This window comes from Pseudomonas knackmussii B13, from assembly GCF_000689415.1.
Taxonomy (GTDB): domain Bacteria; phylum Pseudomonadota; class Gammaproteobacteria; order Pseudomonadales; family Pseudomonadaceae; genus Pseudomonas; species Pseudomonas knackmussii.
The window spans coordinates 2,980,770-3,003,479 of sequence record NZ_HG322950.1 but is presented as its reverse complement, the minus strand read 5'-3'; the positions used below and the strand labels follow the sequence as shown (position 1 = coordinate 3,003,479).

At 65.6% G+C, this 22,710-nt stretch carries 20 protein-coding genes; 7 read left to right on the top strand and 13 right to left on the bottom strand.

Going from position 1 to position 22,710, the window contains the following annotated elements; translation table 11 throughout:
* Positions 1 to 141 precede the first annotated feature (141 nt).
* Together PKB_RS14170 and PKB_RS14165 are read left to right on the top strand one after the other, a co-directional pair.
* Entirely contained in the window at positions 142 to 972 is an 831-nt protein-coding gene (locus PKB_RS14170) for an undecaprenyl-diphosphate phosphatase (RefSeq protein ID WP_043252690.1), read from the top strand.
* Positions 973 to 980: 8 nt separating this feature from the next.
* On the top strand, positions 981 to 1,661 hold the full coding sequence (locus PKB_RS14165) for a DUF1294 domain-containing protein (protein ID WP_043257334.1): 681 nt from the start codon (positions 981 to 983) through the stop codon (positions 1,659 to 1,661).
* 6 nt (positions 1,662 to 1,667) lie between these two features.
* Here PKB_RS14165 and PKB_RS14160 read toward each other — a convergent pair whose 3' ends face one another.
* Positions 1,668 to 2,573 (bottom strand): LysR substrate-binding domain-containing protein, encoded by a 906-nt coding sequence (locus tag PKB_RS14160; protein WP_043252688.1) that lies wholly within the window; start codon positions 2,571 to 2,573, stop codon positions 1,668 to 1,670.
* A gap of 115 nt (positions 2,574 to 2,688) precedes the next feature.
* Here PKB_RS14160 and PKB_RS14155 point away from each other — a divergent pair, with 115 nt between their 5' ends.
* The gene (locus PKB_RS14155) at positions 2,689 to 3,297 is read left to right on the top strand and encodes an FMN-dependent NADH-azoreductase (protein ID WP_043252686.1); all 609 of its coding nucleotides are present in this window, start codon (positions 2,689 to 2,691) and stop codon (positions 3,295 to 3,297) included.
* A 58-nt stretch (positions 3,298 to 3,355) separates the two neighbouring features.
* Here the strand turns inward: PKB_RS14155 and PKB_RS29145 are convergent.
* The 6 genes from PKB_RS29145 to PKB_RS14120 all read right to left on the bottom strand — a co-directional run bounded on the left by PKB_RS29145 (position 3,356) and on the right by PKB_RS14120 (position 10,511).
* A protein-coding gene (locus PKB_RS29145) for an IS3 family transposase (RefSeq protein ID WP_156958003.1) occupies positions 3,356 to 4,578 on the bottom strand; the annotation gives its coding sequence in 2 pieces (ribosomal slippage) (positions 3,356 to 4,227 and positions 4,227 to 4,578; 1,224 coding nt in all).
* 229 nt (positions 4,579 to 4,807) lie between these two features.
* Positions 4,808 to 5,815 carry an alpha/beta hydrolase family protein gene (locus PKB_RS14140; protein ID WP_052355285.1) on the bottom strand — a complete coding sequence of 336 codons (1,008 nt, stop codon included), beginning with the start codon at positions 5,813 to 5,815 and terminating at the stop codon, positions 4,808 to 4,810.
* 139 nt (positions 5,816 to 5,954) lie between these two features.
* Entirely contained in the window at positions 5,955 to 6,968 is a 1,014-nt protein-coding gene (locus PKB_RS14135) for an alpha/beta hydrolase family protein (RefSeq protein WP_043252683.1), read from the bottom strand.
* A gap of 71 nt (positions 6,969 to 7,039) precedes the next feature.
* On the bottom strand, positions 7,040 to 8,629 hold the full coding sequence (locus tag PKB_RS14130) for an ABC-F family ATPase (RefSeq protein ID WP_043252681.1): 1,590 nt from the start codon (positions 8,627 to 8,629) through the stop codon (positions 7,040 to 7,042).
* A 601-nt stretch (positions 8,630 to 9,230) separates the two neighbouring features.
* A complete protein-coding gene (locus PKB_RS14125; protein ID WP_043252679.1) occupies positions 9,231 to 9,503 on the bottom strand; it encodes a hypothetical protein in 273 nt (90 codons plus the stop codon).
* A gap of 336 nt (positions 9,504 to 9,839) precedes the next feature.
* A complete protein-coding gene (locus PKB_RS14120) occupies positions 9,840 to 10,511 on the bottom strand; it encodes a DUF3313 domain-containing protein (RefSeq protein WP_043252676.1) in 672 nt (223 codons plus the stop codon).
* Between the two features lie 602 nt (positions 10,512 to 11,113).
* Between PKB_RS14120 and PKB_RS14115 the strand changes: the two genes are divergently transcribed.
* Entirely contained in the window at positions 11,114 to 13,081 is a 1,968-nt protein-coding gene (locus tag PKB_RS14115) for a BCCT family transporter (protein ID WP_242411233.1), read from the top strand.
* 74 nt (positions 13,082 to 13,155) lie between these two features.
* On the opposite strand, the gene PKB_RS14110 is transcribed toward PKB_RS14115, so the two are convergent.
* From PKB_RS14110 to PKB_RS14090, 5 genes are all read right to left on the bottom strand, one after another.
* Complete coding sequence (locus PKB_RS14110; protein ID WP_043252672.1) at positions 13,156 to 14,436, bottom strand: OprD family porin; 1,281 nt, start codon at positions 14,434 to 14,436, stop codon at positions 13,156 to 13,158.
* A gap of 200 nt (positions 14,437 to 14,636) precedes the next feature.
* A complete protein-coding gene (locus PKB_RS14105; protein ID WP_043252670.1) occupies positions 14,637 to 15,818 on the bottom strand; it encodes an MFS transporter in 1,182 nt (393 codons plus the stop codon).
* 288 nt (positions 15,819 to 16,106) lie between these two features.
* Positions 16,107 to 16,664 (bottom strand): putative glycolipid-binding domain-containing protein, encoded by a 558-nt coding sequence (locus PKB_RS14100; RefSeq protein WP_043252667.1) that lies wholly within the window; start codon positions 16,662 to 16,664, stop codon positions 16,107 to 16,109.
* Positions 16,661 to 17,023 (bottom strand): MmcQ/YjbR family DNA-binding protein, encoded by a 363-nt coding sequence (locus PKB_RS14095; protein WP_043252664.1) that lies wholly within the window; start codon positions 17,021 to 17,023, stop codon positions 16,661 to 16,663. The genes PKB_RS14100 and PKB_RS14095 overlap by 4 nt, the downstream gene beginning before the upstream one ends.
* An 18-nt stretch (positions 17,024 to 17,041) precedes the next feature.
* Complete coding sequence (locus tag PKB_RS14090; RefSeq protein ID WP_043252662.1) at positions 17,042 to 17,320, bottom strand: peptidylprolyl isomerase; 279 nt, start codon at positions 17,318 to 17,320, stop codon at positions 17,042 to 17,044.
* Between the two features lie 192 nt (positions 17,321 to 17,512).
* Here PKB_RS14090 and PKB_RS14085 point away from each other — a divergent pair, with 192 nt between their 5' ends.
* Positions 17,513 to 18,724, top strand: a complete 1,212-nt coding sequence (locus PKB_RS14085) for a PilT/PilU family type 4a pilus ATPase (protein ID WP_197539260.1) — start codon at positions 17,513 to 17,515, stop codon at positions 18,722 to 18,724.
* Positions 18,725 to 18,985: 261 nt separating this feature from the next.
* On the opposite strand, the gene PKB_RS14080 is transcribed toward PKB_RS14085, so the two are convergent.
* Entirely contained in the window at positions 18,986 to 20,248 is a 1,263-nt protein-coding gene (locus tag PKB_RS14080) for an OprD family porin (RefSeq protein ID WP_052355284.1), read from the bottom strand.
* Positions 20,249 to 20,633: 385 nt separating this feature from the next.
* Between PKB_RS14080 and PKB_RS14075 the strand changes: the two genes are divergently transcribed.
* A complete protein-coding gene (locus PKB_RS14075; RefSeq protein ID WP_043252660.1) occupies positions 20,634 to 21,410 on the top strand; it encodes an IclR family transcriptional regulator in 777 nt (258 codons plus the stop codon).
* 207 nt (positions 21,411 to 21,617) lie between these two features.
* Positions 21,618 to 22,670 (top strand): Gfo/Idh/MocA family protein, encoded by a 1,053-nt coding sequence (locus tag PKB_RS14070; protein WP_043252658.1) that lies wholly within the window; start codon positions 21,618 to 21,620, stop codon positions 22,668 to 22,670.
* Positions 22,671 to 22,710 lie beyond the last annotated feature (40 nt).

The following is a 22,710-nucleotide window of genomic DNA, read 5'->3' as shown; positions in this document are numbered from 1 at the left end:
TTTCCGTTACAGGGGCTCCCAGGGCGGTGCAATGCAGTAGCATGCCTGACCCCCGCCGCCCGGAGCCTGGCTCCAGAGGCCGCGGGCAGGAGAAACACACTATAAAGATCGCGGCAGCGGCCGCACCTTGGGGGAAGCAGTATGGAAATCTGGAATGCCGTGCAGGCGTTCATTCTAGGGGTGGTCGAGGGACTGACGGAGTTTCTCCCGGTGTCCAGCACCGGACACCAGATCATCGTCGCCGACCTGCTGGGCTTCGTTGGCGAGCGTGCGCAAGCCTTCAACATCATCATCCAGCTCGCGGCGATCCTCGCGGTGGTCTGGGAATTCCGCAGCAAGATCATCGAGATCATCGTCGGCTTGCCGACGCAGCGCCGCGCGCAGAAGTTCACCGTCAACCTGCTGATCGCCTTTGCGCCGGCCGTGGTGCTGGGGGTGGCCTTCGCCGACAAGATCCACAAATACCTGTTCAACCCGATCACGGTGGCTGCCGCGCTGCTGATCGGCGGCCTGATCATGCTCTGGGCCGAACGCCGCGAGCATGCGATCCGTGTCGACCAGGTCGACGACATGACCTGGCGCGACGCGCTCAAGGTCGGCTGTGCCCAGTGCCTGGCGCTGATCCCCGGGACCTCGCGGTCCGGCGCCACCATCATCGGCGGGCTGCTGTTCGGCCTGTCGCGCAAGGCCGCCACCGAGTTCTCGTTCTTCCTCGCCATGCCGACCATGGTCGGGGCGGCGGTGTACTCCGGCTACAAGTACCGCGAGCTGTTCCAGCCCAGCGACCTGCCGGTGTTCGCCATCGGCTTCGTCACTTCGTTCATCTTCGCGATGATCGCCGTGCGCGGCCTGCTGAAGTTCATCGCCAGCCACAGCTATGCGGCCTTCGCCTGGTATCGCATCGTCTTCGGCCTGCTGATCCTCGCGACCTGGCAGTTCGACCTGATCGACTGGAGCAGCGCCAAGTCGTGATTGCGGGCGTGGAAAAGAGCGGCGTGATCAGCCGCTGGGACGACGAGAAGGGCTTCGGCTTCATCCGCCCGCAAGGCGGTGGCGCGGAGCTCTTCCTGCACATCTCGGCGTTCCGTGGCGACCGTCGCCCGCAGCAGGGCGACGCCGTGCGCTACACAGCCGGGAACGACCGTCAGGGCCGGCCACGTGCCGAGCACGCGCGCCTGGCCGGGTTGGCCGTCGATCTGCCGGAAATCCGCCAGAAACCTCCAGCCCAGGCGACCCGCGCGAAAGTGCGCAGCGGTCGGCAGATCGCCGAGCCAAGCCGGCCCAGCAACCTTGGTCGGGCCCTGGCGTTGCTCGCCGCCACCACACTGGTGCCGCTGTTGGGCGCCGGCTCCTGGCTGATGAAAGGCGACGCGCCCTGGTGGCTGCTCGCTTATCCGTTGCTCAGCCTGGCTGCCTTCTTCGCCTATTGGCGTGATAAGCGCAGCGCCGAGCGCGGCGCCTGGCGTACGCCCGAGCAGACCCTGCACCTGCTGGAACTGTTCGGTGGCTGGCCCGGCGCATTGCTGGCGCAACAACGGCTGCGGCACAAGACACGCAAATTCAGCTTCCAGCTGGTGTTCTGGCTCATCGTCCTGCTGCACCAGCTGTTCTGGCTCGACCATCTCAGCGGCGGTGCTATCGCCGCCCGCCTCTTGGGCTGATCGCCCTTACAAGGGGAAGTCGCTGCGGGCGAAGCCATCTGCCAGGTAGTCGAGCAGCGCCCGAACGGCCGGCAACAGGCCGCGCCGGTGCGGATAGACGGCCTGGAGGAAGGCAGGCGGCTCGTGCCAGTCCGCCAGCACCCGCACCAGTTGCCCCTGCTCCAGTTCCTGGATGCAGTAGTAGAGGGGCAGGGTGGTGATGCCCAGCCCGGCCAGCGCCACCGTCTTGCGCAAATTGAAGTCTTCGGCGGCGAGGCGAGGCTCCAGGGCGACTTCGCGGCGCTCGCCACCTGGGCCGATCAGGTTGAAGTGAACCTTGCGATCGTTCCCCACCGCGCCGAGCACCGGCAGGCCGGCCAGGTCCTCCGGCTCATTCAGCGTGCGCCCCTGCAAGAGCTGTGGCGCCGCCACCAGCGCGGCTGCCGCCTGACGCAGGCGGCGCGACACCAGGGAAGGGTCTTCGTCACCCGGCGCGCGTACGCGCAGCGCCACGTCCACGCCTTCGTTGACCAGGTCGACGCGGCGGTTGGTCAGCAAGAGATCCAGGTTGACCTGCGGATACTGCGCGAGAAAGCCCGGCAGCATGGCGTTCAGCGCGGTTTCCGCCAGCGCCACCGGGCAGGACAGGCGCACCCGTCCGCGCGGCTCGGCACTCAGGTGCGCAGCTACCTCGTCGGCCATTTCGGCTTCCACCAGCATCGCCTGGCAATGCCGGTAATAGCGCTCGCCGATGTCGGTCAGCGCCAGCTTGCGCGTGGTGCGCTGCAGCAAACGCACATTGAGGCGCGCCTCCAACTCGGCGATGCGCCGCGACAGACGCGACTTCGGCAGGCCCAAGTCGCGCCCGGCGGCGGCGAAACCGCCTGCTTCGACAACCTTGGCGAAGTAGTAGAGGTCGTTGAGGTCCTGCATGAGATTGTCCTACTGGTGGGACGAATCATCACATTCTTACCGACTTATCGGCGATTGCCTACATGCGTAGCATCCATTCCATCGACTCCCACCCCACAGTTACCCGGAGCACCGCATGAAACTTCTGCACATCGATTCCAGCATCCTCGGCGACGCTTCCGCCTCCCGCCAGCTGAGCCAGGAAGTGGTCCAGGCCTGGCGTGCCGCCGAGCCGGGCGTGCAAGTGACCTACCGCGACCTCGCTGCCGATGCCATCAGCCACCTGTCTGCCGCCAGCCTGGTCGCCGCCGGCACTCCGGCCGAACTGCGCGACGCTGCGCAGAAGCACGAAGCGGCCCTGGGTGAAAGCAGCATCGAGGAATTCCTCGGCGCAGACGCCATCGTCATCGGCGCGCCGATGTACAACTTCACCGTGCCGACCCAGCTGAAGGCCTGGATCGACCGCATCGCGGTTGCCGGCAAGACCTTCCGCTACACCGAAAGCGGCCCGGAAGGCCTGGCAGGTGGCAAGAAAGTGATCATCGTCTCCACCGCCGGCGGCGTGCATGCCGGCCAACCGAGCGGCGGCGCCCACGAGGAGTACCTGAAGCTGGTCCTGGGCTTCCTCGGCATCACCGACATCGAGGTGGTCCGCGCCCAAGGCCTGGCTTACGGCGACGAACCGCGCCAACAAGCTATCAGCGCCGCTCGCCAGAGCATCGCGGAAACCTTCGCCCAGGCCTGATTCAGGCAGGTGTCTAGTCCTGAAATAGGTTTACACCTCTCAGGCCATGCTCCAGACCTCAGAACGCCCGATGCACCGCATCGGGCGTTTTGTATTTCAGGGCCAGGTGAGGGCGCTCGCGGTTATAGATGTCGACGGCTTCACGCACCATGCGGCGCGCCTGCGCGAGGTCGGCGGGAGGATGCTCCAGCAACTCGTTCTTCAGGATGCCGTTGACGCGCTCAGCCAGCGCATTCTGGTAACAGTCGTAGCCGTCGGTCATCGAGCAGATTGCTCCGTGCTGCGCGTGCAGGCGTTGGTAAAGCCCCGAGCAGTACTGAATTCCTCGGTCGGAGTGATGCACCAGGGGTTCCTGCGTCGTGCGGCGCCGCAGGGCCTGGCTGTAGGCATGGGCCACCGACTCGGCGTGCAGGCTGTCGTGGACGTGATGGCCGACGATCTTGCGCGAATAGGCGTCGGTGACCAGGCTCAGGTACAGCGGGCCGCTCTGGCTGGGCAGATAGGTGATGTCGGCAACCCAGACGCGCTCCGGCGCATCGGGCAAGACCTGTTGCGGCCCTGGCTTGAGCAGATTGGGATGGCGATGGAACCGGTGAAAACTGTGGGTGGTCTTGTGGTACGCCCGCTTGGGTCGAACCAGCAGGCGGTGCTCGGCCAGCACCCGGAACAGGCGATCGCGCCCAACTCGCAACGCGGCTTCCGCTTGCTGCTGCAACAGATAATGCAGCTTGCGTGCTCCCAGGCGCGGCTGACGCATCCGTACCTGCCGCACGAACTGGGCGATCTGTCGATCCTGCTGGCTGCGCTGATCCGCCGCCCGGTTGCGCTGGTAGTACGCCTGGCGGCTGATGCCCATGAACTGGCAAGCCCTGCTAACACTCAGCGCTTGGACTTGCCTTTGCGTGAGGACTTGCCGGGACGCTTTTTTACGATCGAAACGCCGTAGTCATTCTTCAGCACATTCACCACGGCCTCGAAGAACTGCGCCTTCTGGCTCATCACCTCAAGCTGCTGCTCGAGTTCCTTGATGCGTTGTTCCGGGGTCAATGGCAATTTCGGGGTATTCATATCCGGGCTCCGAGCCTTTCGAAGGGAGGCGCCCTGGTTCCAGTCCTGCCGGCCATGCTTGCGTAACCACACCAGCACCGTCGAGCGGCCCTGGATGCCATAGCGGGCCTGAGCCTCCTTGTAGCTCATTTCTCCTTTTTCGACCTGGTCGACCACCGCCAGTTTAAAAGCCAGCGTGTAATCACGCTGGCTGCGACGAACACCTTCTGCCATCGGGGGCTCTCCTGAAATAAGGGCGAAGGTGTAAACCTTATTCAGGACGGGACAAGGGTGATCGAAAAGCCCCGGCAGTGATGCCGGGGCTTTTTCGTTTCGCCGCCTTTCTTTTGATTCCCGAGAAAGATCGCATTCATGGATGCGCTTCGCGGACATGGGCCGCTCCTGCAGGATCGGCATTTGCGGTGGGCGGTTCGCGAGCAAGCTCGCTCCTACAGATGCGTTTTCAGCGCAGCATGGCCTGCATCGGCGCGGAGGCGAGCTGTTCGGCGAAGAAGCGCGAGGCGTCGTCGATCAGGTCGCGGTGGATGGCCTGGCGGTCGACGCCCTCGGCGTCCAGGCACAATCCGGGGGTTGCGGCGGTTTCTGCGTCGTTGCATGGCGCCATGAAGACGAAGTGCCCGGCGCCGCTGAGCACGTGGAAGTACGCGCTGGGCAGTTTGCGGGCGAGGGCGCCGGCGTTGCGGGTCCAGTCGAGCACCTGGTCGTTGTCGCCGCTGTAGATCGACACCGGCACGGCCACGCTTTCCAGCTCGTGGCGGCCGAACATGAGCCCCAGCGGGGCCAGCAGCATCACTGCGCGCACTCGGCCATCGGCTTGCGGGGCCAGGTCGCTTCGGTCGGCCAGCAGTTCGCCGCGGGCGCTGCAGGCATCGCGGTCTTCGGGGCGTTTGGTGCAATAGTGGCGCAGGCGCTCCAGGCGCGGCTGGGCGCCGGCGAGGATCAGCGCCGTTTCGCCGCCGGCCGAATAGCCGATCACGCCGATGCGCTGCGGATCGATGGCAGATGCCAGGCGGTCGTCGCGCAGGGCCGCGTTGATCGCTTCGGAAACCTGCAAGGGCCGGCCGTAGAGGTTGCTCAGCGCGCCCAGGCGGCTCTGGTCATGCAGGTTGTCGCCCGGATGTACGAGGGTCACCACTATGAAACCGCGCTGGGCCAGGGCCAGCACCAGGTCGCGCAGGGCCAGCGGGGTGCCGCCGTTGCCGTGGGAGATCACCAGCAATGGGTGTGCCTGGCCCTGCATGGGCGCGTCTTCGGCCAGCGGCAGGGTGAACAGGCCGATGGTGGTCGGTTGCGCAGGTGCTTGAGTCGGATAGAAGGCGATGGCGCGCATCGCCTTGTGGTCCAGCGGGTCGCTGAGCTGCAGGCGATGGAAGCCGACGTTGAGCGCTTCGGCGCCTGCGTCGAGTGAGAAGATCAGTAGCAGAACGAAACAGACGAGTCGCCCCAACATGGTGCTCTCCATCCTGGCCGCAGCCTCTGGGTCGGGCGTTGCGCACAGGGGACGCTGTACGGACGCCGGGATCGAGGCATCCGTGCATAGTACGCGCCAAGTCGAGTCATGAAGCGGTAATGGACGACTGGCAGGACGCTCAGCGCCAGGAGGCTTGCACCGGATCGACGCGCAGCTGGCTGGCGAAAAAGCGCGCCGCCTCGCCATTGAGGCTGCGGTGGATGGCCTGGCGATCCACGCCGATGGCGTCTTCGCACAGCTCCGGGGTCTCGGAATCTTCGTCGGCGGAGCACGGCGTCATGAACACGAAGTGCCCGGCGCCCTGCAGCACATGGTATTCGGGCGGGTTCGGCAGGCGGCGCAGCAGGTGCCCGGCATTGCGCGACGGGTCCAGCACCTGGTCGCGGTCGCCGGTATAGAGCAACACCGGGATGGTCACGGCGGCCAGGTCGTCATGGCCGAACATCAGGCTGAGTGGCGCGAGCAGGAGCAGGGCGCCAACTCGAGGGTCGGCGTGCGCTTTGAGGTCCGGTCGGTCGGCGCGCAGCTCGCCGTTCTCGCTGCAGGCGTCCTCATCGTCGGGCCGCTCCTGGCAATAGCGCAGCAAACGTTGCGGATTCGGCGTGGCGCCGGCGAGGATCAGCGCGGTTTCGCCGCCGGCCGAGTAGCCGATCACGCCGATGCGCTGCGCATCGATGCTGCTGGCGAGGTGCGTATCGGCCAATGCCGCGCTGATGCTGGCAGAAACCTGCAAGGGCCGGCCGTAGAGATTGCTCAGTGCGCCCTGGCGGCTCTGGTCCTCGGGGTTGTCGCCGGGGTGCAGCAGGCCGATGACCACGAAACCGTTGCGCGCCAGGGACAGCAGCAGGTCGGGGGGGGCGGGGGGGGAGCCGCTGTTGCCGTGGGAGATCGCCAGCAGCGGGAAGCGTCCCTTGGCCGGCGCGGCGTCGAGCGCAACCCGAAGGCTGTATCCGCCGATGTGCAGCACACGCGGCTTGGACCGGGTGGGGTAGAAGATGACCGCCGGAATGGGCTTGCCGCTCAACGGGTCCTGCAGGGCCAGGCGTCGTGCGCCGGCATTCCAGGGCTGCGGCACGTTCGCCTGGGCCAGGCTGGCCATGAGCAGGAGCAGAACCAGAAGCACGCGCGCCATCCAGAGCCTCCGCAGAAACGAAAAGGGGATGCCGGCTGGCATCCCCCTTCAGCTTAGGCGCTGCTTTCGCCTCAGACGATCACACCCTGGCTGCGCAGGTAGTCGTCGTAGGTGCCGCTGAAGTCGGTCACGCCGTTTTCCGACAGCTCGATGATGCGGGTGGCCAGGGAGGAGACGAACTCGCGGTCGTGGCTGACGAAGATCAGCGTGCCCGGGTAGTTCTCCAGCGCCAGGTTGAGCGCCTCGATGGATTCCATGTCCAGGTGGTTGGTCGGCTCGTCCATCACCAGCACGTTGGGCTTCTTCAGGATCAGCTTGCCGAACAGCATGCGGCCCTGCTCGCCACCGGAGATCACCTTCACCGACTTCTTGATATCGTCGTTGGAGAACAGCATGCGGCCGAGGGTGCCGCGCACCAGTTGCTCGCCGCCCTGGGTCCACTGGGCCATCCAGTCGAACAGGTTGTAGTCGTCCTCGAAGTCCTCGGCGTGGTCCTGGGCGAAGTAGCCGACGTCGGCGCTGTCGGTCCATTTCACTTCACCGGAGGTCGGCGCCATTTCGCCGACCAGGGTACGCAGCAGGGTGGTCTTGCCGATGCCGTTGGGGCCGATGATGGCGATGCGCTCGCCGGCCTCGACCTGCATGCTCAGGTTCTTGAACAGCTCGACGCCGTCGAAGCCCTGGCTGACTTTCTCCAGGGTCACCGCCTGGCGGTGCAGCTTCTTGAATTGCTCGAAGCGGATGAACGGGCTGACACGGCTGGACGGCTTGACCTCTTCCAGCTGGATCTTGTCGATCTGGCGCGCGCGGCTGGTGGCCTGCTTGGCCTTGGACGCGTTGGCCGAGAAGCGGCTGACGAAGGTCTGCAGTTCGGCGATCTGTGCCTTCTTCTTGGCGTTGTCCGACAGCAGGCGCTCGCGAGCCTGCTCGGCGGCGGTCATGTACTCGTCGTAGTTGCCCGGGAACAGGCGCAGCTCGCCGTAGTCCAGGTCGGCCATGTGGGTGCAGACGCTGTTCAGGAAGTGACGATCGTGGGAAATGATGATCATGGTGCTGTTGCGCGCGGTGATCACGTTTTCCAGCCAGCGGATGGTGTTGATATCCAGGTGGTTGGTCGGTTCGTCGAGCAGCAGCAGGTCCGGATCGGAGAACAGCGCCTGGGCCAGCAGCACGCGCAGCTTCCAGCCCGGGGCCACGGCGCTCATCGGGCCGAAGTGCTGGTCCAGCGGAATGCCCAGGCCCAGCAGCAGCTCACCGGCGCGGGATTCCGCGGTATAGCCGTCGAACTCGGCGAACTGGACTTCCAGCTCCGCCACGGCCATGCCGTCTTCCTCGCTCATTTCCGGCAGCGAGTAGATGCGATCGCGCTCGGCCTTGACCGCCCACAGCTCCTCGTGGCCCATGATCACGGTGTCGATCACCGAGAACTCTTCGTAGGCGAACTGGTCCTGGCGCAGCTTGCCCAGGCGCACGCCGTTCTCCAGCATCACCTGGCCGCTCGAAGGCTCCAGATCGCCACCGAGAATCTTCATGAAGGTGGACTTGCCGCAGCCGTTGGCGCCGATCAGGCCGTAGCGGTTGCCGTTGCCGAACTTGACGGAAACGTTTTCGAACAGCGGCTTGGCGCCGAACTGCATGGTGATGTTGGCGGTGGAGATCAAGGTTCTTACCTATCAATAACTTAGAGGTGCATGGATCAAGCCGATAGCAATTTGATACCGAGTTCAGCCGCTCAGGTTCGCCGGGGGCGCCTGAGTCGATCCTGCGGGCGTAAGTGGGTTTCGCGAACCGCAGCTCCTACCGAGCTGCCGGGTGCTGCATGCGGGGGTTGGTCGCGGACGTGGCGCGCATTGTCGCATAGCTGGGGTGACAGTTGCATGCGCGAGGTCAAGGGGCGCGTCAGATCGGGCCTTGGCGGTTACGGTGGCCTGCACCCGGCTCTCGACCTGGCGTTTGCTGAAGATGTGCCTTATGTGGCTCTCGATGGATTCCGGTGTAACGCACAGCAGCTTGGCCCTTTCCTTTGTCTCGATCGACTCCGACGCCGACACCCCGCGGATTGAGTTGGAGCCTGATCCATGGCATTGGCTGCGTTGCGGCATGTGGCCGAGATGTTCGGTTTGCACTGGAGCACCGTACCCAGGCGATCGTCCACGCCAAGGCGCTGGGCCCGGCGCGCTGAAGCGGCTCGGCGCCGGGGCATTCGCTCCGGCGCTTCGTCCTTAAGGCGTGGATTTTCCTGGGAGGGCGGTTACGTGCTGGTCAGGCGCTGGCGCGCATCTGTGCCCCTTGGGCTGCCTCGTACAACTGCCGCGCTTCGCTGGCCAGCGGCGCCAGGGCCCAGGCCAGGCGGGCGGTTTCCTGCAGCAGGGTTTCCGCGCTGTCGTGCTGCTCCAGCACTTGCAGCAGGTTTTCCAGCGCCTGCAGACGGCGCGCGGCGGCTTCGTACAGGTGCTCGGCCGGTGCGGCGGTGTTGATGTAGAGAACGTCCTCGAAGGGTTGGTGACGCAGGGGGACCAGCTTGAGGTCAGGCATGGCGCACCTCGCTGGCGGAGGTGCAGGGCAGGGGGAGCGACCGGGGGCTTGTGGCCGGGGTCGGTTGATTGCGCATTTCCGTTGCTCCGTCTCAGGAGTGAATAAGCCGCCATCCCGGGGCAAGGGCGGCGGGCCGTACGGGGTACGCAATGTAGTGGCAGCTTTTGTAGGACGGCAAGGTAAGTACGCGCAGGACGCTTCTGTACTAATGGCTAGGGATTTCTACGGCGTGCGGTTCGGCGCAAGGCGGGGAAAGCGCTTGGTGTTGCGCGGAGCAGGGGATTCGCGGAGGCAGCGGACGCCCGGGTGCCGATGGCAGCCCGGGCGCCGCGGGTGTCACTTGCCTTTCAGGCTCTGGTACGACTTGACCATGTCCGAGGCCCAGGTATCGAGCACGGTGCGGAAGTCCGTGGACTTGACCACCTGGTCGGAGTTTTCGAGTTCTTTACCCGAGCCTTTGCGCACCACCTGGGCGACCACCTTGTTGTTGCTGCCGTCCATGAACGCAGCTTCGGTGGCGAGGGTGGTGTCCTGGTCGCGGATGCCGGCGGCGGTGCTGATGCCGGCGGCGATCAGGGCGATCGGGATCACCTCGTAGGGTTGCAGGCTCTTGGTCTTGGCGCTGACCGCGGTGATCGCCGGGCGCACCACCAGGACGCCCGGGCCGGGGCCGTTGGCCAGCGGCAGGACCTTGGCGAATTGGGTCTTCAGGGCCTGGTCGTAGTACTGGGTGATGCCCTGCAGGGTGCTCGCCGGGATCTTGTCGGTGGCTTGCGGCTGCGGGTAGAGCTGGCTCGGTTCGACGTAGACGCTGGTGAACTGGCTCACGTCGAGGCCCGGTTGAATCCAGCGCATGACGGGTGCGCCGGAGGGCGACTTGTCCTCCTTCAACACGCTGTAGTTGGTGAGGAACCCGGAATACTGCTCTGGCTCGACGTACTTGCTGGCACAACCGGAGAGCAGTAAGGACGTAAGGCACAGCGGAACTGCCCAGGACTTCATTTGCATTTTTATGCTCCATGTCTTCAGGTAGGGGTGTTCGCTTGCGGTTTGCTACAGGTTCAAGCGTGGTACTCAGTGGGCTTTCGCGCCAGGCCGGCTGGGTGCGGCGCAAAAACTTCATCCCGCCGGCCCGGCTTCCTTGCGAGTGTGCTGGCGAGCGCTGAAAGGCGGTGTAGGCGCGCAGATCGTAAGTTGCGCTTATGCATCGAGCCTCCCCTGCTTTTTCATCGGTTCATCGAGGCGCCGACGTCCTTCGGCGCTCGCGACCTGAGCGGTGACTGCGCCCCGGTGGTTGGGCGTTCCCTGCGACCGCGCGTGCCGTACGAAATCCAGCCTAGATGCACGTGCCAGTTGCGCAACCGTTCGCGCCGGGTATCGGCGCGAGACGTGCGCTTGGCGAGGCTGCCGAGCGCGCCTGTAGCAGCGGGCTCTGGAGGGGGAGTCCAAGCCATTCCAACTGCCCCGATCTGGACAGGCCAATGGCCCCGCGTAGCGGCCACTCGAAAATCTTCGAGGCTTCAGTGAGGTACCCTAGAAAACTTTCGATTGCGCTGGCCCTGTGCCGGCGCAATCGAAAGAAGTGTTTCGCAATGCAGGAGAAACCCCACTTGACCGACAAGACGTCAACCCCCAGGAGCACACTCAACCCCCCAGTCTTCTACAGCAGCGCACTGCTCATCACCCTTCTGGTGATCTACGCAGTGGTCTTCCAGACGCAGGCGCAGAGCCTGTTCGAACACATCCAGCAGTGGATCTTCACCAACGCCAGCTGGTTCTACATCCTCACCGTCGCGCTGGTTCTGATCAGCGTGGTGTTCCTCGCGGTAAGCCGCTACGGCGACATCCGCCTCGGCCCCGACCACAGCGAACCCGAGTACCGCAACACCAGCTGGTTCGCCATGCTGTTCTCCGCCGGCATGGGCATCGGCCTGATGTTCTTCGGCGTGGCCGAACCGGTCATGCACTTCACCACTCCGCCGGTGGGCGAGGGCGGCACGGTTGCCGCGGCCCGCGAGGCGATGAAGATCACCTTCTTCCACTGGGGCCTGCACGCCTGGGCGATCTACGCCATTGTCGGGCTGATCCTGGCGTACTTCAGTTTCCGCAAGGGCCTGCCGCTCACGCTTCGCTCGGCGCTGTACCCGCTGATTGGCGAGCGCATCCATGGCCCGATCGGCCATGCCGTCGACGTCTTCGCCATCCTTGGCACCGTGTTCGGCGTGGCGACTTCGCTGGGCTATGGCGTGCTGCAGATCAACAGCGGTTTCCACCATCTGTTCGGCCTGCCGGTCAACGCTACCGTGCAGATCATCCTGATCGCCGTCACCTGCGGGCTGGCCACGCTGTCGGTGGCCAGCGGCCTGGACAAGGGCATCCGCATCCTCTCGGAGCTGAACCTCGGCCTGGCCGTGGTGCTGATGCTGTTCGTGCTGGCGCTCGGCCCGACCGTGTTCCTGCTGCAGACCTACGTGCAGAACACCGGCGGCTACCTGTCCGACATCGTCAACAAGACCTTCAACCTCTACGCCTACGAACCCACCGACTGGATCGGCGGCTGGACCTTGCTCTACTGGGGCTGGTGGCTGTCCTGGTCGCCCTTCGTCGGCCTGTTCATCGCGCGCATCTCGCGCGGCCGGACCATCCGCGAATTCGTCTGCGGCGTGCTCTTCGTGCCGGCCGGTTTCACCCTGCTGTGGATGACCATCTTCGGCGACAGTGCGATCCACATGATCCTCAACGAGGGCGTGAAGGACCTGGCGACCATGGTCGGCCAGGACAGCTCACTGGCGCTGTTCGCCTTCCTCGAGCACTTCCCGTTCTCCAGCGTGGTGTCGATGGTGGCGGTGGCCATGGTGGTGGTGTTCTTTGTCACTTCCGCCGACTCCGGCGCCCTGGTGGTGGACATGCTGGCCTCGCGCGGGCATGCCCATTCGCCACTGTGGCAGCGCATCTTCTGGTCGGTGAGCATCGGCGTGGTGGCTATCGCGCTGCTACTGGCCAACGGCCTCAAGGCGTTGCAGACGGCGACAATCGCAAGCGCCTTGCCGTTCGCGATCATCCTCCTGGCGTCGATCTGGGGGCTGTTCAAGGCGCTGCACCTGGACGCCACCCGCCGCGACCTGCGTGGCCAGGCACTGCCGGCGCCCAGCCGCGGGCAACACGGCGGCTGGCAGCGGCGGTTGCGCAACATCGCCATGCGTCCGCGCCGCGCCCATGTTTCGCGCTTCATCGCCGAGGTGGTGCGGCCGTCCTGCGACGAGGTCGCCAGCGAGCTGCGCAAGCAGGGCTATGAAGTCGCGGTGAACGAGCGCGATGACGGCCGGGTGCTGCTGGAGCTCGAGCACGCCGGGGAAGGGCGCTTCGTCTACGAAGTGCGTCCGCGCGCCTTCGCCCTGCCCAATTTCGTTCTGCAGGACGACGACGGCAGCGATGCCCGCAAATACTTCCGCGCCGAGGTGCACCTGCGCGAAGGCGGGCAGGACTACGACATCATGGGCTGGAGTCGCGACGACGTGATCGGCGACATCCTCGACCAGTACGAGCGCCATCTGCACTTCCTGCACGTGGTCCGCTGAGCAGGCACCCGTAAAAACGCCCCGTGGCATTGCTGCCACGGGGCGTTTCGTTTCAGCTCGAGCGAGCCGTTCGATCAGAACACGCTGAACGGGTAGTCGACGAACACGCGGACTTCGTTGCCGCTGACGTTGTACTCGCTGGCGTCGTTGGACACGCGCAGCCAGGAGCCACGCAGGCGAACCGACAGGTCCTTGGCCGCGCCGTCCTGTACCACGTACTTGAGCTGGTTGAAGATCTCGCGCTCGTGGCCGTCGCTGGTTTCCGAGGTCTTGATGTTGTCGCCGTAGACGTAGGCGACGGTGTAGCTCAGACCCGGAACGCCGTACTCGCCGAAGTTGATGGCGTAGTTGGCCTGCCAGGAGCGCTCGTCCTCGCCGTTGAAGTCCGACCAGTAGGAGTTGGCCAGCCAGATGGTGGTGCCGCCGTCGCCCAGGCCGCCAGCGTTCTGGTACCAGCCGTACAGGTAGCCGGTGTCGCCGGTGTTGCGCTGGTGGGCGAGCATGAAGGAGTGCGCGCCGAGGGTGTAGGTGGCCGCCAGGCTCCAGATGGTGTTGTCGCGGTTGCCGTTGTTGTTCTGCTCGGCCCAGTCCTTGTTCAACTTGGTCTTGTAGCCGTTGAAGTCGAAGGTCAGGGACTGCTTGTCCTGCATCGGGATGACGTAGTTGAGGTTCATGTACTCCTTGCGAGCCACGTCCTTGTTGTCCGATGCGTAGAGCGAGCCGCTGAAGTTGTCGGTGAACTTGTAGCTGCCGCCGTAGACGTCGATGCGCTTCAGGCCACCGCTGTCACGCCCTTCGGCGCTCTTGCGGGCTTCCTCGGTGAAGCTGCCGACGTTCAGTTCCAGGCCGTCGATCTCCTTCGAGGTGATCAGGGTGCCGGTGTAGCTTTCCGGCAGCAGGCGCGAGTTGTCGTAGCTCAGCACCGGCAGGGCGGGCATCTGGTCGCCGTACTTGACCACGGTGTTGGAGAAGCGCGCCTTGACCGCGCCACCCGCGCGGGACAGGTCGTCAGCCGCTTCGCCGCTGTCGCCCTGCTTGAAGAAGTCGATGCCTGCCGCGCCGCTCTTGCCCTTGCCGCCGTCCAGGCGCAGGGCGTAGAGGCCGAAGGTGTCGATGCCGAAGCCGACGGTGCCCTGGGTGAAGCCGGAGGTGAAGGTGGCGGTGGCGGACTGGCCCCACTCGGCCTTGTCGGCCTTGCCGTTCATATAGTCGCGGTTCATGTAGGCGTTGCGGAAGAACAGGTCCAGGTGGCTGTCTTCGACGAAGCCCTTGGAGGCAGCCTGGTCGTCGGCCATGGCCTGGCCTGCGGCGGCGAGAATGCCCAGTGCGAGCAGGCTGATTCGCGTGTTCATCATCTTCTTGTTTCCTACGGTCTGTAATCGCCGCGCGCCCTGGCGGGAGGCGAATGCAGCCCGTTCCGGCACAAGGCGGAGCGGGCAGGCGAGCCGGGGGCTGGCGTTATTCGGATTATTCCCGAGGCCCCTCACAGGCCTCGAACGCCGGCGATAATAGCAGAGTGCTCGCAAAATCAAGGTATTACGAGACCGCCGCGGGCTCAGTGCCGGCGCTGCAGCCAGAGGCTCAGGCCAAGACCGAGCAACGCGGCGGTCGCCGCGAACAGGAAGATCGAGCGGAAGCCCCAGCCGCTGGCGATGGCGCCGGCCAGCGGGCCGGTGATGCCGAGCGACACGTCGATGAACAGCGAGTAGGCGCCCAGTGCCGCGCCGCGACTGGAGGCCGGCACCAGGCGCACCGCCTCGACGCCGAGGGCGGGGAATACGAGAGAGAAGCCGAAACCAGTGAGCGCCGCGCCGGCGAAGGCCGACCAGGGCGCTGCCGCCTGCCAGAGGAGCAGCAGACCCAGGGTTTCCACGCTGAGGCAGACGATAGCCACGAGGAAGCCGCCGTGGCGGTTGATCGCATTGGCGAACAGCAGGCGCGCGCCGATGAAGCAGGCGCCGAATGCGCTCAGGCAGTACACCGCGCCGTCCCAGCCACGGCTGCGGTAGTAGAGGGTGATGAAGGTGGCGATGCAGCCGAAGCCGATGCCGCCCAGCGCCAATCCGGAGCCGTGCGGCGCCACGCGGCCAAGCACGTGGTGGAAGGGCAGGCGCTCGCCGTGGACCACGGCGGCCGGGCGTCGTGGCCAAGCCAGGGCGAACCCGAGCATGCCCAGCAGGGTGACGGCGAGCGCCATGCCGGCCAGGCCGAAGTGCTGTGCCAGCACCGCACCGAACGGCGCGCCGACCGCGAGTGCGCCGTAGCTGGCGATGCCGTTCCAGGAAATCACCTTGGCGGTGTGCCCGGCGCCGACGCGGTCGATGCCCCAACTGATCGAGCCACTGCCCACCAGGCTTTCCGCGGTGCCGAGGATCAGCCGGCCGAGCAGCAGGCTGCCCAGGCTCAGCAGCGGCAGTGCCTGGGTGGAAGCCGAAAGCAGCATGCACAAGCCGCTGACGGCGCAGCCGCACATGCCATAGAGCACCGCGCGTTTCGGACCGAGGGTGTCGATCACCTTGCCGGCGTAGGGCCGGGTGAGCAGGGTGGCGAGGTACTGGGTGCTGATGGCCAGGCCGGCGAGCACGGATCCGTAGCCCAGGTCGCCGTGCACGTAGCCGGGCAATACGGCCAGCGGAATGCCGATGGTCAGGTAGGCGAGGAAGGTGAACAGCACCACCGACACCACCTCGAGCGTGATGGCGGCGTTGGAGCGCGGAGCGGCGATATCGGCGGACATGGGCGGGAACAGCGGGGTAGAGAGCGGGAGGCCATGATGAACCTGGTCTTTCTTGTAGGAAAGCTAGCTAACGAACTACCTCGGTTTCGCTTGTCTCTGGGTCCCCGCGTTCGCGGGGAAGACGACGTTTGCTTCAGCGCCTCCCGTCGTCCTCGCGAATGCGGGGATCCAAAAAAGCCCCAATTCGCTGCAGGGCTGGACCTCGATGGCGGGGCTGTTCGCGAGCAAGCTCGCTCCTACGAAGGGCGGGTGCTTCCTGTAGGAACGAGCTTGCTCGCGAACCGATCGTTAAACCCGCCGGAACAGCGTCGGGTAATCCAGCACCAGCCCGTGCTCATCGACCTCCAGCAACGCCTGGAACCCGCTGCCTTCCAGGTTGCGGTACAGGTAGTGCCGCGCATCCTGCCGCGTGTAGCCCTGGCGCATGCGTACCGGCTTCAGCTGCGGCGCCTCTATGTAGACGACGTCCAACTCGGCGGCCTGGCCGTCGCCCAGGCCCAGGCGGCGGATCGGGAAGGTGTTGGTGAAAGGGCTCGGCCAGATGTCGATGTCCAGGCAGCCGTCCAGCTCGGCCAGCGGGCTGCCGTCGCCGAGCGCCCAGTGGCCCTTGCCGTCGGCCAGCAGGAGCAAGTGGCGCTGGAAGCTCTCGGCCTCTACCGCCAATTCCGCTTCGCGCAGGCACCAGGCGCTGTCCCATTCCAGGCGATATTCCAACTGGTACGGCGGCTGGCCATCGGCTGCGGCTACCCGCAGCTGGCTGTCGGCGCGGCCGTCCTGCAGTTGCAGGCGCTCCCAACTGGCGGCCGGTGCCTGCCAGATACCTTCCCAGGTGAGTACGCGGTTCATGCCGGATCCAGCAGCAGGCCCAGGCGCAGGCGCTTGGGCAGGCGCGCGACCACCAGCTGGTGCGAGCGGGTGAGGGCGGCGCGCAGTTCCTCGGCGCCCATGGGGTAGGGGCGCTGTAGGGCGATCCAGTGGGCGCGGGCGAGGTAGGGTGCCGGGCTGATGCCGGGGCGGTCGACGTAGCCGAGGAACAGGTCGCTATCGACCTTGAAGGCCAGGCCGCCGCGGCCCTCGTCGAGGAAATCGAGGATGGCGAACATCTTGTTGCCGGCCACCGAGAACACCCGGTTGCTGCCCCACTTGAGGTCTTCGCGGGCGCCGGGCAGCTGCAGGCAGAAAGCGGCGATCTGGCTGGGTGTCATGGGCGCTCCGGAGGGCGATCAGTCGCGGAAATAGACTTGCACGAGATGGTAGCCGAACTGGCTTTTCACCGGCCCATGCACGACGTTGAGCGGCTTCTTGAAGATCACCGCGTCGATGCTGCGCACCATCTGCCCGGGGCGGATTTCGCCGAGATCGCCGCCGCGCTTGGCCGAACCGCAGGTGGAGTGCTTCCTGGCCAAGGTGGCGAAGTCTTCGCCGCGGGCCAGGCGTTGCTTGAGTTGCTCGGCTTCGGCGGCGGTCTTTACCAGGATGTGGCGGGCCATGGCGACGGGCATGCAGTCTTACCTTCTGTACGAAACGGCGGATTGTAGCGCGCGGCGCGCCGACGAGCTGGAGTGACGCAGGTCGCATTTCTTCCGGGCTGGCATTGTGCCGGTATTTAGCCCTGCCTAGAGTGCGTCGACATTTGCCATGCGACACCCGCCGTGGGTTTCGCCCCTCGTTCCCAGCGTATGGATGCAGTACAGATGGAAATCCAAGCGATGCTGCGGATCCTGTCCAGTCAGGACGGTTCCGACCTCTACCTGTCCACCGGCGCGCCGCCCTGCGCCAAGTTCAACGGTGTGCTCAAGCCCCTGTCCAACGAACCGCTGAAAGCCGGCGAAGTCGCGGCCATCGCCAACTCGATCATGGACGAGGAGCAGCGCGCCGAATTCGAACGCGAGCTGGAGATGAACCTGGCGATCTCGGTCACCGGCGTCGGGCGCTTCCGCATCAACATCTTCAAGCAGCGCAACGAGGTTTCCATCGTTGCGCGGAACATCAAGCTGGACATCCCGCTGTTCGAGGACCTGAAGCTGCCGGAGGTGCTGCTCAAGGTGGTGATGGAGAAGCGTGGCCTGGTGCTCTTCGTCGGCGGCACCGGCTCGGGCAAGTCGACCTCCCTGGCGGCGCTGATCGACCACCGCAACCGCAACAGCGGCGGCCACATCGTCACCATCGAAGACCCCATCGAGTACGTGCACCGGCACCGCAAGTCGATCATCAACCAGCGCGAAGTGGGCGTGGACACCCGCAGCTTCCATGCGGCGCTGAAGAACACCCTGCGCCAGGCGCCGGACGTGATCCTGATCGGCGAGATCCGCGACCGCGAGACCATGGAGCACGCCCTGGCCTTCGCCGACACCGGCCACCTGGCGATCTCGACGCTCCACGCCAACAACGCCAACCAGGCGCTGGACCGCATCATCAACTTCTTCCCGGAGGAGCGTCGTCCGCAACTGCTCAACGACCTGGGCAACAACCTCAAGGCGTTCGTCTCGCAGCGCCTGGTGCGCACCCAGGACGGCAAGCGCCGCGCCGCGGTGGAGGTGCTACTGGGCACCGCGACCATCAGCGACATCATCAAGCGCGGCGAATTCAGCATGATCAAGGAGATCATGGACAAGTCCCGCGCCCTCGGCATGCAGACCTTCGACCAGGCGCTGTTCGACCTGGCCGTGGAAGGCGCGATCAGCGAAGAGGAAGCGGTGAAGAACGCCGACTCGGCGAACAACCTGCGCCTGAAGCTGAAGCTCTACAAGGACAACCCGGCCACCGCCATGGCCCAGGCGGCCAAGGCCCAGCCCGCCACTCCGACGCCCGCGCCAGCGGCCCCGGTGGAGGCTTCCAGCTGGGGCCTGGAACTGGCCCTGGAAGAGATCAAGGCCGAGGACGAGGAAGGCAAGCCGGGCATTTGATGCCCGCCGGGCCGGCGCAGGGCGTATGACGCTCGCGTTATGCGCCGATTGGCCTTGGCATTCGGTCCGCACAGGGGCGATCTGGACGAAAACGTCCGGTTCGAACGCGAGGTTGGCGGGGGCATCGGGCAAGCGGCTCTGGGCTCCCGCGTTCGCGGGAGTGACGGGGGCGGGAGTTGGTAACGCTTTTGTAGGAGCGAGCTTGCTCGCGAACAAACGCTGCCATGCGGTTCGCGAGCAAGCTCGCTCCTACGAAGAGCCTTACAGCAGGTTCAGCGGATAGCTGACGATCAGCCGGTTCTCGTCGAAGCTGTTGGTCTTGCCCCAATCGCGGCGCATGGTCGAGTTGCGCCATTTGACGTTCAGCGTCTTCAGCGGGCCGGACTGGATGGTGTACGCCAGCTCGCTCTCGCGGCCCCATTCGGTGCCGTCGTCAGTGCTGCTGTTGTGCACGTTGTCGCCGTGGATGTAGCGGTTCATCAGGGTCAGCCCGGGTACGCCGAGCGCGGCGAAGTCGTAGTCATGGCGCAGCTGCCAGGACTTCTCCCTGGCGTTCTCGTAGCTGGAGTTGTAGCTGTCGTTCGCCAGGGTGCCGCCGCTGGTGCCGTTGACGCGGAACCACTCGTCAGCGCCCATGACCTTCTGCAGGCCGACGTAGAAGGTGCTGGCGCCGTACTTGGCCGAGAACAGGCCGGAGAAGGTGCGGTTGTCCAGGTCGCCGGCCCGCGCGCTGCCGTCTTCCTTGCCCCAGAAGTAGCCAATGTTCGCGCCCAGCACCCAGTCGCCCACTGGCTGCGAGTGCTGCAGCTGCAGGTATTGCTGCTGGTAGATGTCCTTCAGCTGCGCGTCCCACAGGCCGATCAGGGTGCGGTCGCCGTTGAAGCGGTATTCGCCGCCGGCGAAGTTGAAGCGGTCGGACTTGTACGCCGTGCGGTTGAACAGGCTCATGTCCTCCAGGCTCGCGTCGTTACGCGGGCTGTTCTGGCGGAACTGGCCACCGTAGAGGGTCAGTCCGGCGATTTCCTTGGAAGTGAGTTGCGCGCCCTGGAAGGTTTGCGGCAGCGAGCGGCCGTCGTCCGAGCGCAGGATCGGCAGCACCGGCATCCATTCGCCGACTTTCAGCTCGGTCTTCGAGGCCTTGGCCTTGCCGGCGATGGCCAGGCGGCCGAAGTCGTCGGCCGGGCGACCGTCGTCATGCACCGGCAACAGCTGGGTGCCGGCGGTGCCCTTGCCGCCATCGAGCTTGACGCTGTAAAGGCCCAGAACGTCCATGCCCAAACCGATGGTGCCCTGGGTGTAGCCGGACTTGGCGTCGAGGATGAAGCTCTGGGTCCATTCCTCGGCCTTGCCCTGCTTGGTGTCGCCGACGAAATTGCGGTTCATGTAGAAGTTGCGCAGCGTCAGCGCGGCCTTGCTGTCGTCGAGGAAGCCGTCGGCGAAGGCCGGCAGGGCGCAGGTGGTACCGGCCAGGGCCAGGACGGCGGGCAGGCGGCGGGGAAAATCGCGGATGCAGGAGTAGCCCATGACGATCTCTCTGGAGTCATTGTTGTTATCGAGTCTGTGAGGTGCCCGGGGACGGGCGGCGGCGCAGGACGAGCGCTAGGCGTGGGTGCCTGGCGTTCGACCGCGCGGGAGCGGATCGATGGCGGGGTGCGGCATTGCGGTAGGCCTTCTTGTAATTGTTCGAATGCGTTCGTGTCCGTGGGCTGCGCGTGCCGCCGGGGACCGGTACGCCTCGATAGTGAAAGGGCGGGCCAGGCCAGACAATTGCCCAAAGCGCATCTTGTGCGATCAGCGAACGGTAATTAACCGGTTCGTACATTGCTGGGATTCGAGGGTAAGGGATGGACGGTTTCCCGCCTGGGACTATCTCTTTAGAATCCGCCGATCCTTGCAATGGACGACGCCCATGGCCGGTAGCCAGATCGAACGTGCCTTCAGTCTTCTCGAAAGCCTCACCGGCGAGCCGCGCGGCCTGCCCATGCAGACCCTGGCCGACCGCCTGCAGATTCCCAAGAGCGCGACGCACCGCATGCTCGCCGAGCTGATCCGCCTGGGCTACGTGCGGCAGAACCCGGAGAACAGCCGCTACCAGCTGTCCACCAAGCTGGTGGCTCTGGGCTTCCGCTACCTCTCCAGCAGCGGCGCCGATATCGTCCAGCCGATCCTCGACCGCCTTGCCCAGGACAGCGGCGAACTGGTGCGCCTGGGCGTGATCGACGGCCAGCGCCAGACCTGGATCGCCAAGTCGCAGGGGGCCCGTTCGGGGCTGCGCTACGACCCGGACATGGGCCGCGACGCACCGCTGTTCTACACCGCCTCCGGCCATGCCTGGCTGGCCAGCCTGAGCGACACCGAGGCCATGGAGTTGGTGCAACGCCAGGGCATCGCTGATCCAGCTGGCTTCGGCCCGCGTGCACCGCGCAGCCAGGATGAGCTGCTGGGCTACCTGAAGCGCGCTCGAGAGCACGGTTATGCCTGGGTCGAGGAGACTTCCGCCGTCGGCACTTCCGCCATTGCCGCTGTAGTGAGCAGCCCCCTGGATAAGCGGGTGATAGGCGTACTCAGCGTCGCTGGCCCCAGCGCCCGCCTGCCCGAGGCGCGCTTGCACGAGCTGGCGCCGCTGTTGCTGGCCGCCACAGCCGAGCTGTCCGCCGCCAGCCAGGCCTCCGAACTCTTCGCCTGATTCTCGTTGTGCACTGACCTCCACGCCTTCCGCTTCGCGGCAGAGGGAGGCGTCTGCCTGCATCTGCCCGACAGTGGGCGATAATCGCACGCTGCTTTTGCGTACCGTCTTGAGCAAAACTGGAACAGCGTTCTAAATCTGCGTAGATCCTTCATCGAACCCGCTCGCCAACGGGTTCGAGTACGACAAGCAGAAGAGGACTCGCGCGTGACCTTTCCCTTGCGAATTGCCCTGATCGGCGCCGGCCACATGGGCCGCCAGCACTACCAGCATTTGCTCCAGGTTCCGGCTGCGCGGCTTTGCGCGGTGGCCGATCCAGGCCCGGGCGCGGCCGAGTTCGCCGCCGAATGCGGCGTGCCGCACTTCACCGAGCATCGACGCATGCTCGACGTGGCGCAGCCGCAGGCAGTGATAGTCGCTAACCCAAACAACCTGCACGTGGCCACCGCCCTGGACTGCCTCGCGGCGGGAGTGCCGGTGTTGCTGGAGAAGCCGGTAGGCGTGCACCTGGACGAGGTGCGCGAACTGGTGGCTGCGAGTCGCGGCAGCGGTGTGCCTGTGCTGGTCGGCCATCACCGCCGGCACAACCCGCTGATCGCCAGGGCCCGCGAAGTGCTGGCGGAGGGCGCCCTGGGCAGGTTGGTGAACGTGACCGCGCTCTGGCAGTTGCAGAAACCGGAGAGCTACTTCGATGTGCCCTGGCGCCGCGAACCGGGGGCCGGCTTCCTGTTCACCAACCTGGTCCACGACCTCGACCTGCTGCGCTACCTGTGCGGCGAGGTGGTGCAGGTACAAGCCTTCACCAGCAACACCGTGCGCGGCCTGCCCAACGAGGACAGCGCAGCCATCCTGCTGCAGTTCGAGAACGGTGCCCTCGGCAGCCTGACCGGCTCCGACGGCGTGGCCGCGCCCTGGAGCTGGGAGCTGGATTCCGGCGAAAGCCCGGTCTACCCGCGGCAGTACGACCAGCCGTGCTACCTGCTGGCCGGCACCCAGGGCGCGCTGAGCATTCCGCAGCTGCAGCGCTGGCACTACGCCGAGCCGGGCGCCGGTTGGCACCAGCCATTGCTACGCGGCAGCGAGACCTTCACCCCGGGCGAGGCGCTGCGCCTGCAGCTCGAACACTTCGTGCGCGTTGCGCGGGGCGAGGAACAACCGCTGACCGATGCTGCCGACGGCGGTCGAACCCTGGCGCTGATCGAGGCAGTGCGCGAAGCCGCTGCCAGCGGCAGGGCCTGCGCGCCATCGCGAATTGTCTGACCGAACATCCTTTGCGATTCAATGCCGAACCTGGAAACCT

Excerpts from the sequence above, each read along its gene's own strand:
- PKB_RS14135 (WP_043252683.1), bottom strand. The coding sequence starts at position 6,968 with ATGGCGCGCGTGCTTCTGGTTCTGCTCCTGCTCATGGCCAGCCTGGCC.
- PKB_RS14110 (WP_043252672.1), bottom strand. The coding sequence starts at position 14,436 with ATGATGAACACGCGAATCAGCCTGCTCGCACTGGGCATTCTCGCCGCC.
- PKB_RS14075 (WP_043252660.1), top strand. The coding sequence starts at position 20,634 with ATGGCCGGTAGCCAGATCGAACGTGCCTTCAGTCTTCTCGAAAGCCTC.
- PKB_RS14095 (WP_043252664.1), bottom strand. The coding sequence starts at position 17,023 with ATGACACCCAGCCAGATCGCCGCTTTCTGCCTGCAGCTGCCCGGCGCC.
- PKB_RS14085 (WP_197539260.1), top strand. The coding sequence starts at position 17,513 with ATGGAAATCCAAGCGATGCTGCGGATCCTGTCCAGTCAGGACGGTTCC.
- PKB_RS14120 (WP_043252676.1), bottom strand. The coding sequence starts at position 10,511 with ATGCAAATGAAGTCCTGGGCAGTTCCGCTGTGCCTTACGTCCTTACTG.
- PKB_RS14090 (WP_043252662.1), bottom strand. The coding sequence starts at position 17,320 with ATGCCCGTCGCCATGGCCCGCCACATCCTGGTAAAGACCGCCGCCGAA.
- PKB_RS14105 (WP_043252670.1), bottom strand. The coding sequence starts at position 15,818 with ATGTCCGCCGATATCGCCGCTCCGCGCTCCAACGCCGCCATCACGCTC.
- PKB_RS14155 (WP_043252686.1), top strand. The coding sequence starts at position 2,689 with ATGAAACTTCTGCACATCGATTCCAGCATCCTCGGCGACGCTTCCGCC.
- PKB_RS14100 (WP_043252667.1), bottom strand. The coding sequence starts at position 16,664 with ATGAACCGCGTACTCACCTGGGAAGGTATCTGGCAGGCACCGGCCGCC.
- PKB_RS14160 (WP_043252688.1), bottom strand. The coding sequence starts at position 2,573 with ATGCAGGACCTCAACGACCTCTACTACTTCGCCAAGGTTGTCGAAGCA.
- PKB_RS14140 (WP_052355285.1), bottom strand. The coding sequence starts at position 5,815 with ATGTTGGGGCGACTCGTCTGTTTCGTTCTGCTACTGATCTTCTCACTC.
- PKB_RS14170 (WP_043252690.1), top strand. The coding sequence starts at position 142 with ATGGAAATCTGGAATGCCGTGCAGGCGTTCATTCTAGGGGTGGTCGAG.
- PKB_RS14125 (WP_043252679.1), bottom strand. The coding sequence starts at position 9,503 with ATGCCTGACCTCAAGCTGGTCCCCCTGCGTCACCAACCCTTCGAGGAC.
- PKB_RS14080 (WP_052355284.1), bottom strand. The coding sequence starts at position 20,248 with ATGGGCTACTCCTGCATCCGCGATTTTCCCCGCCGCCTGCCCGCCGTC.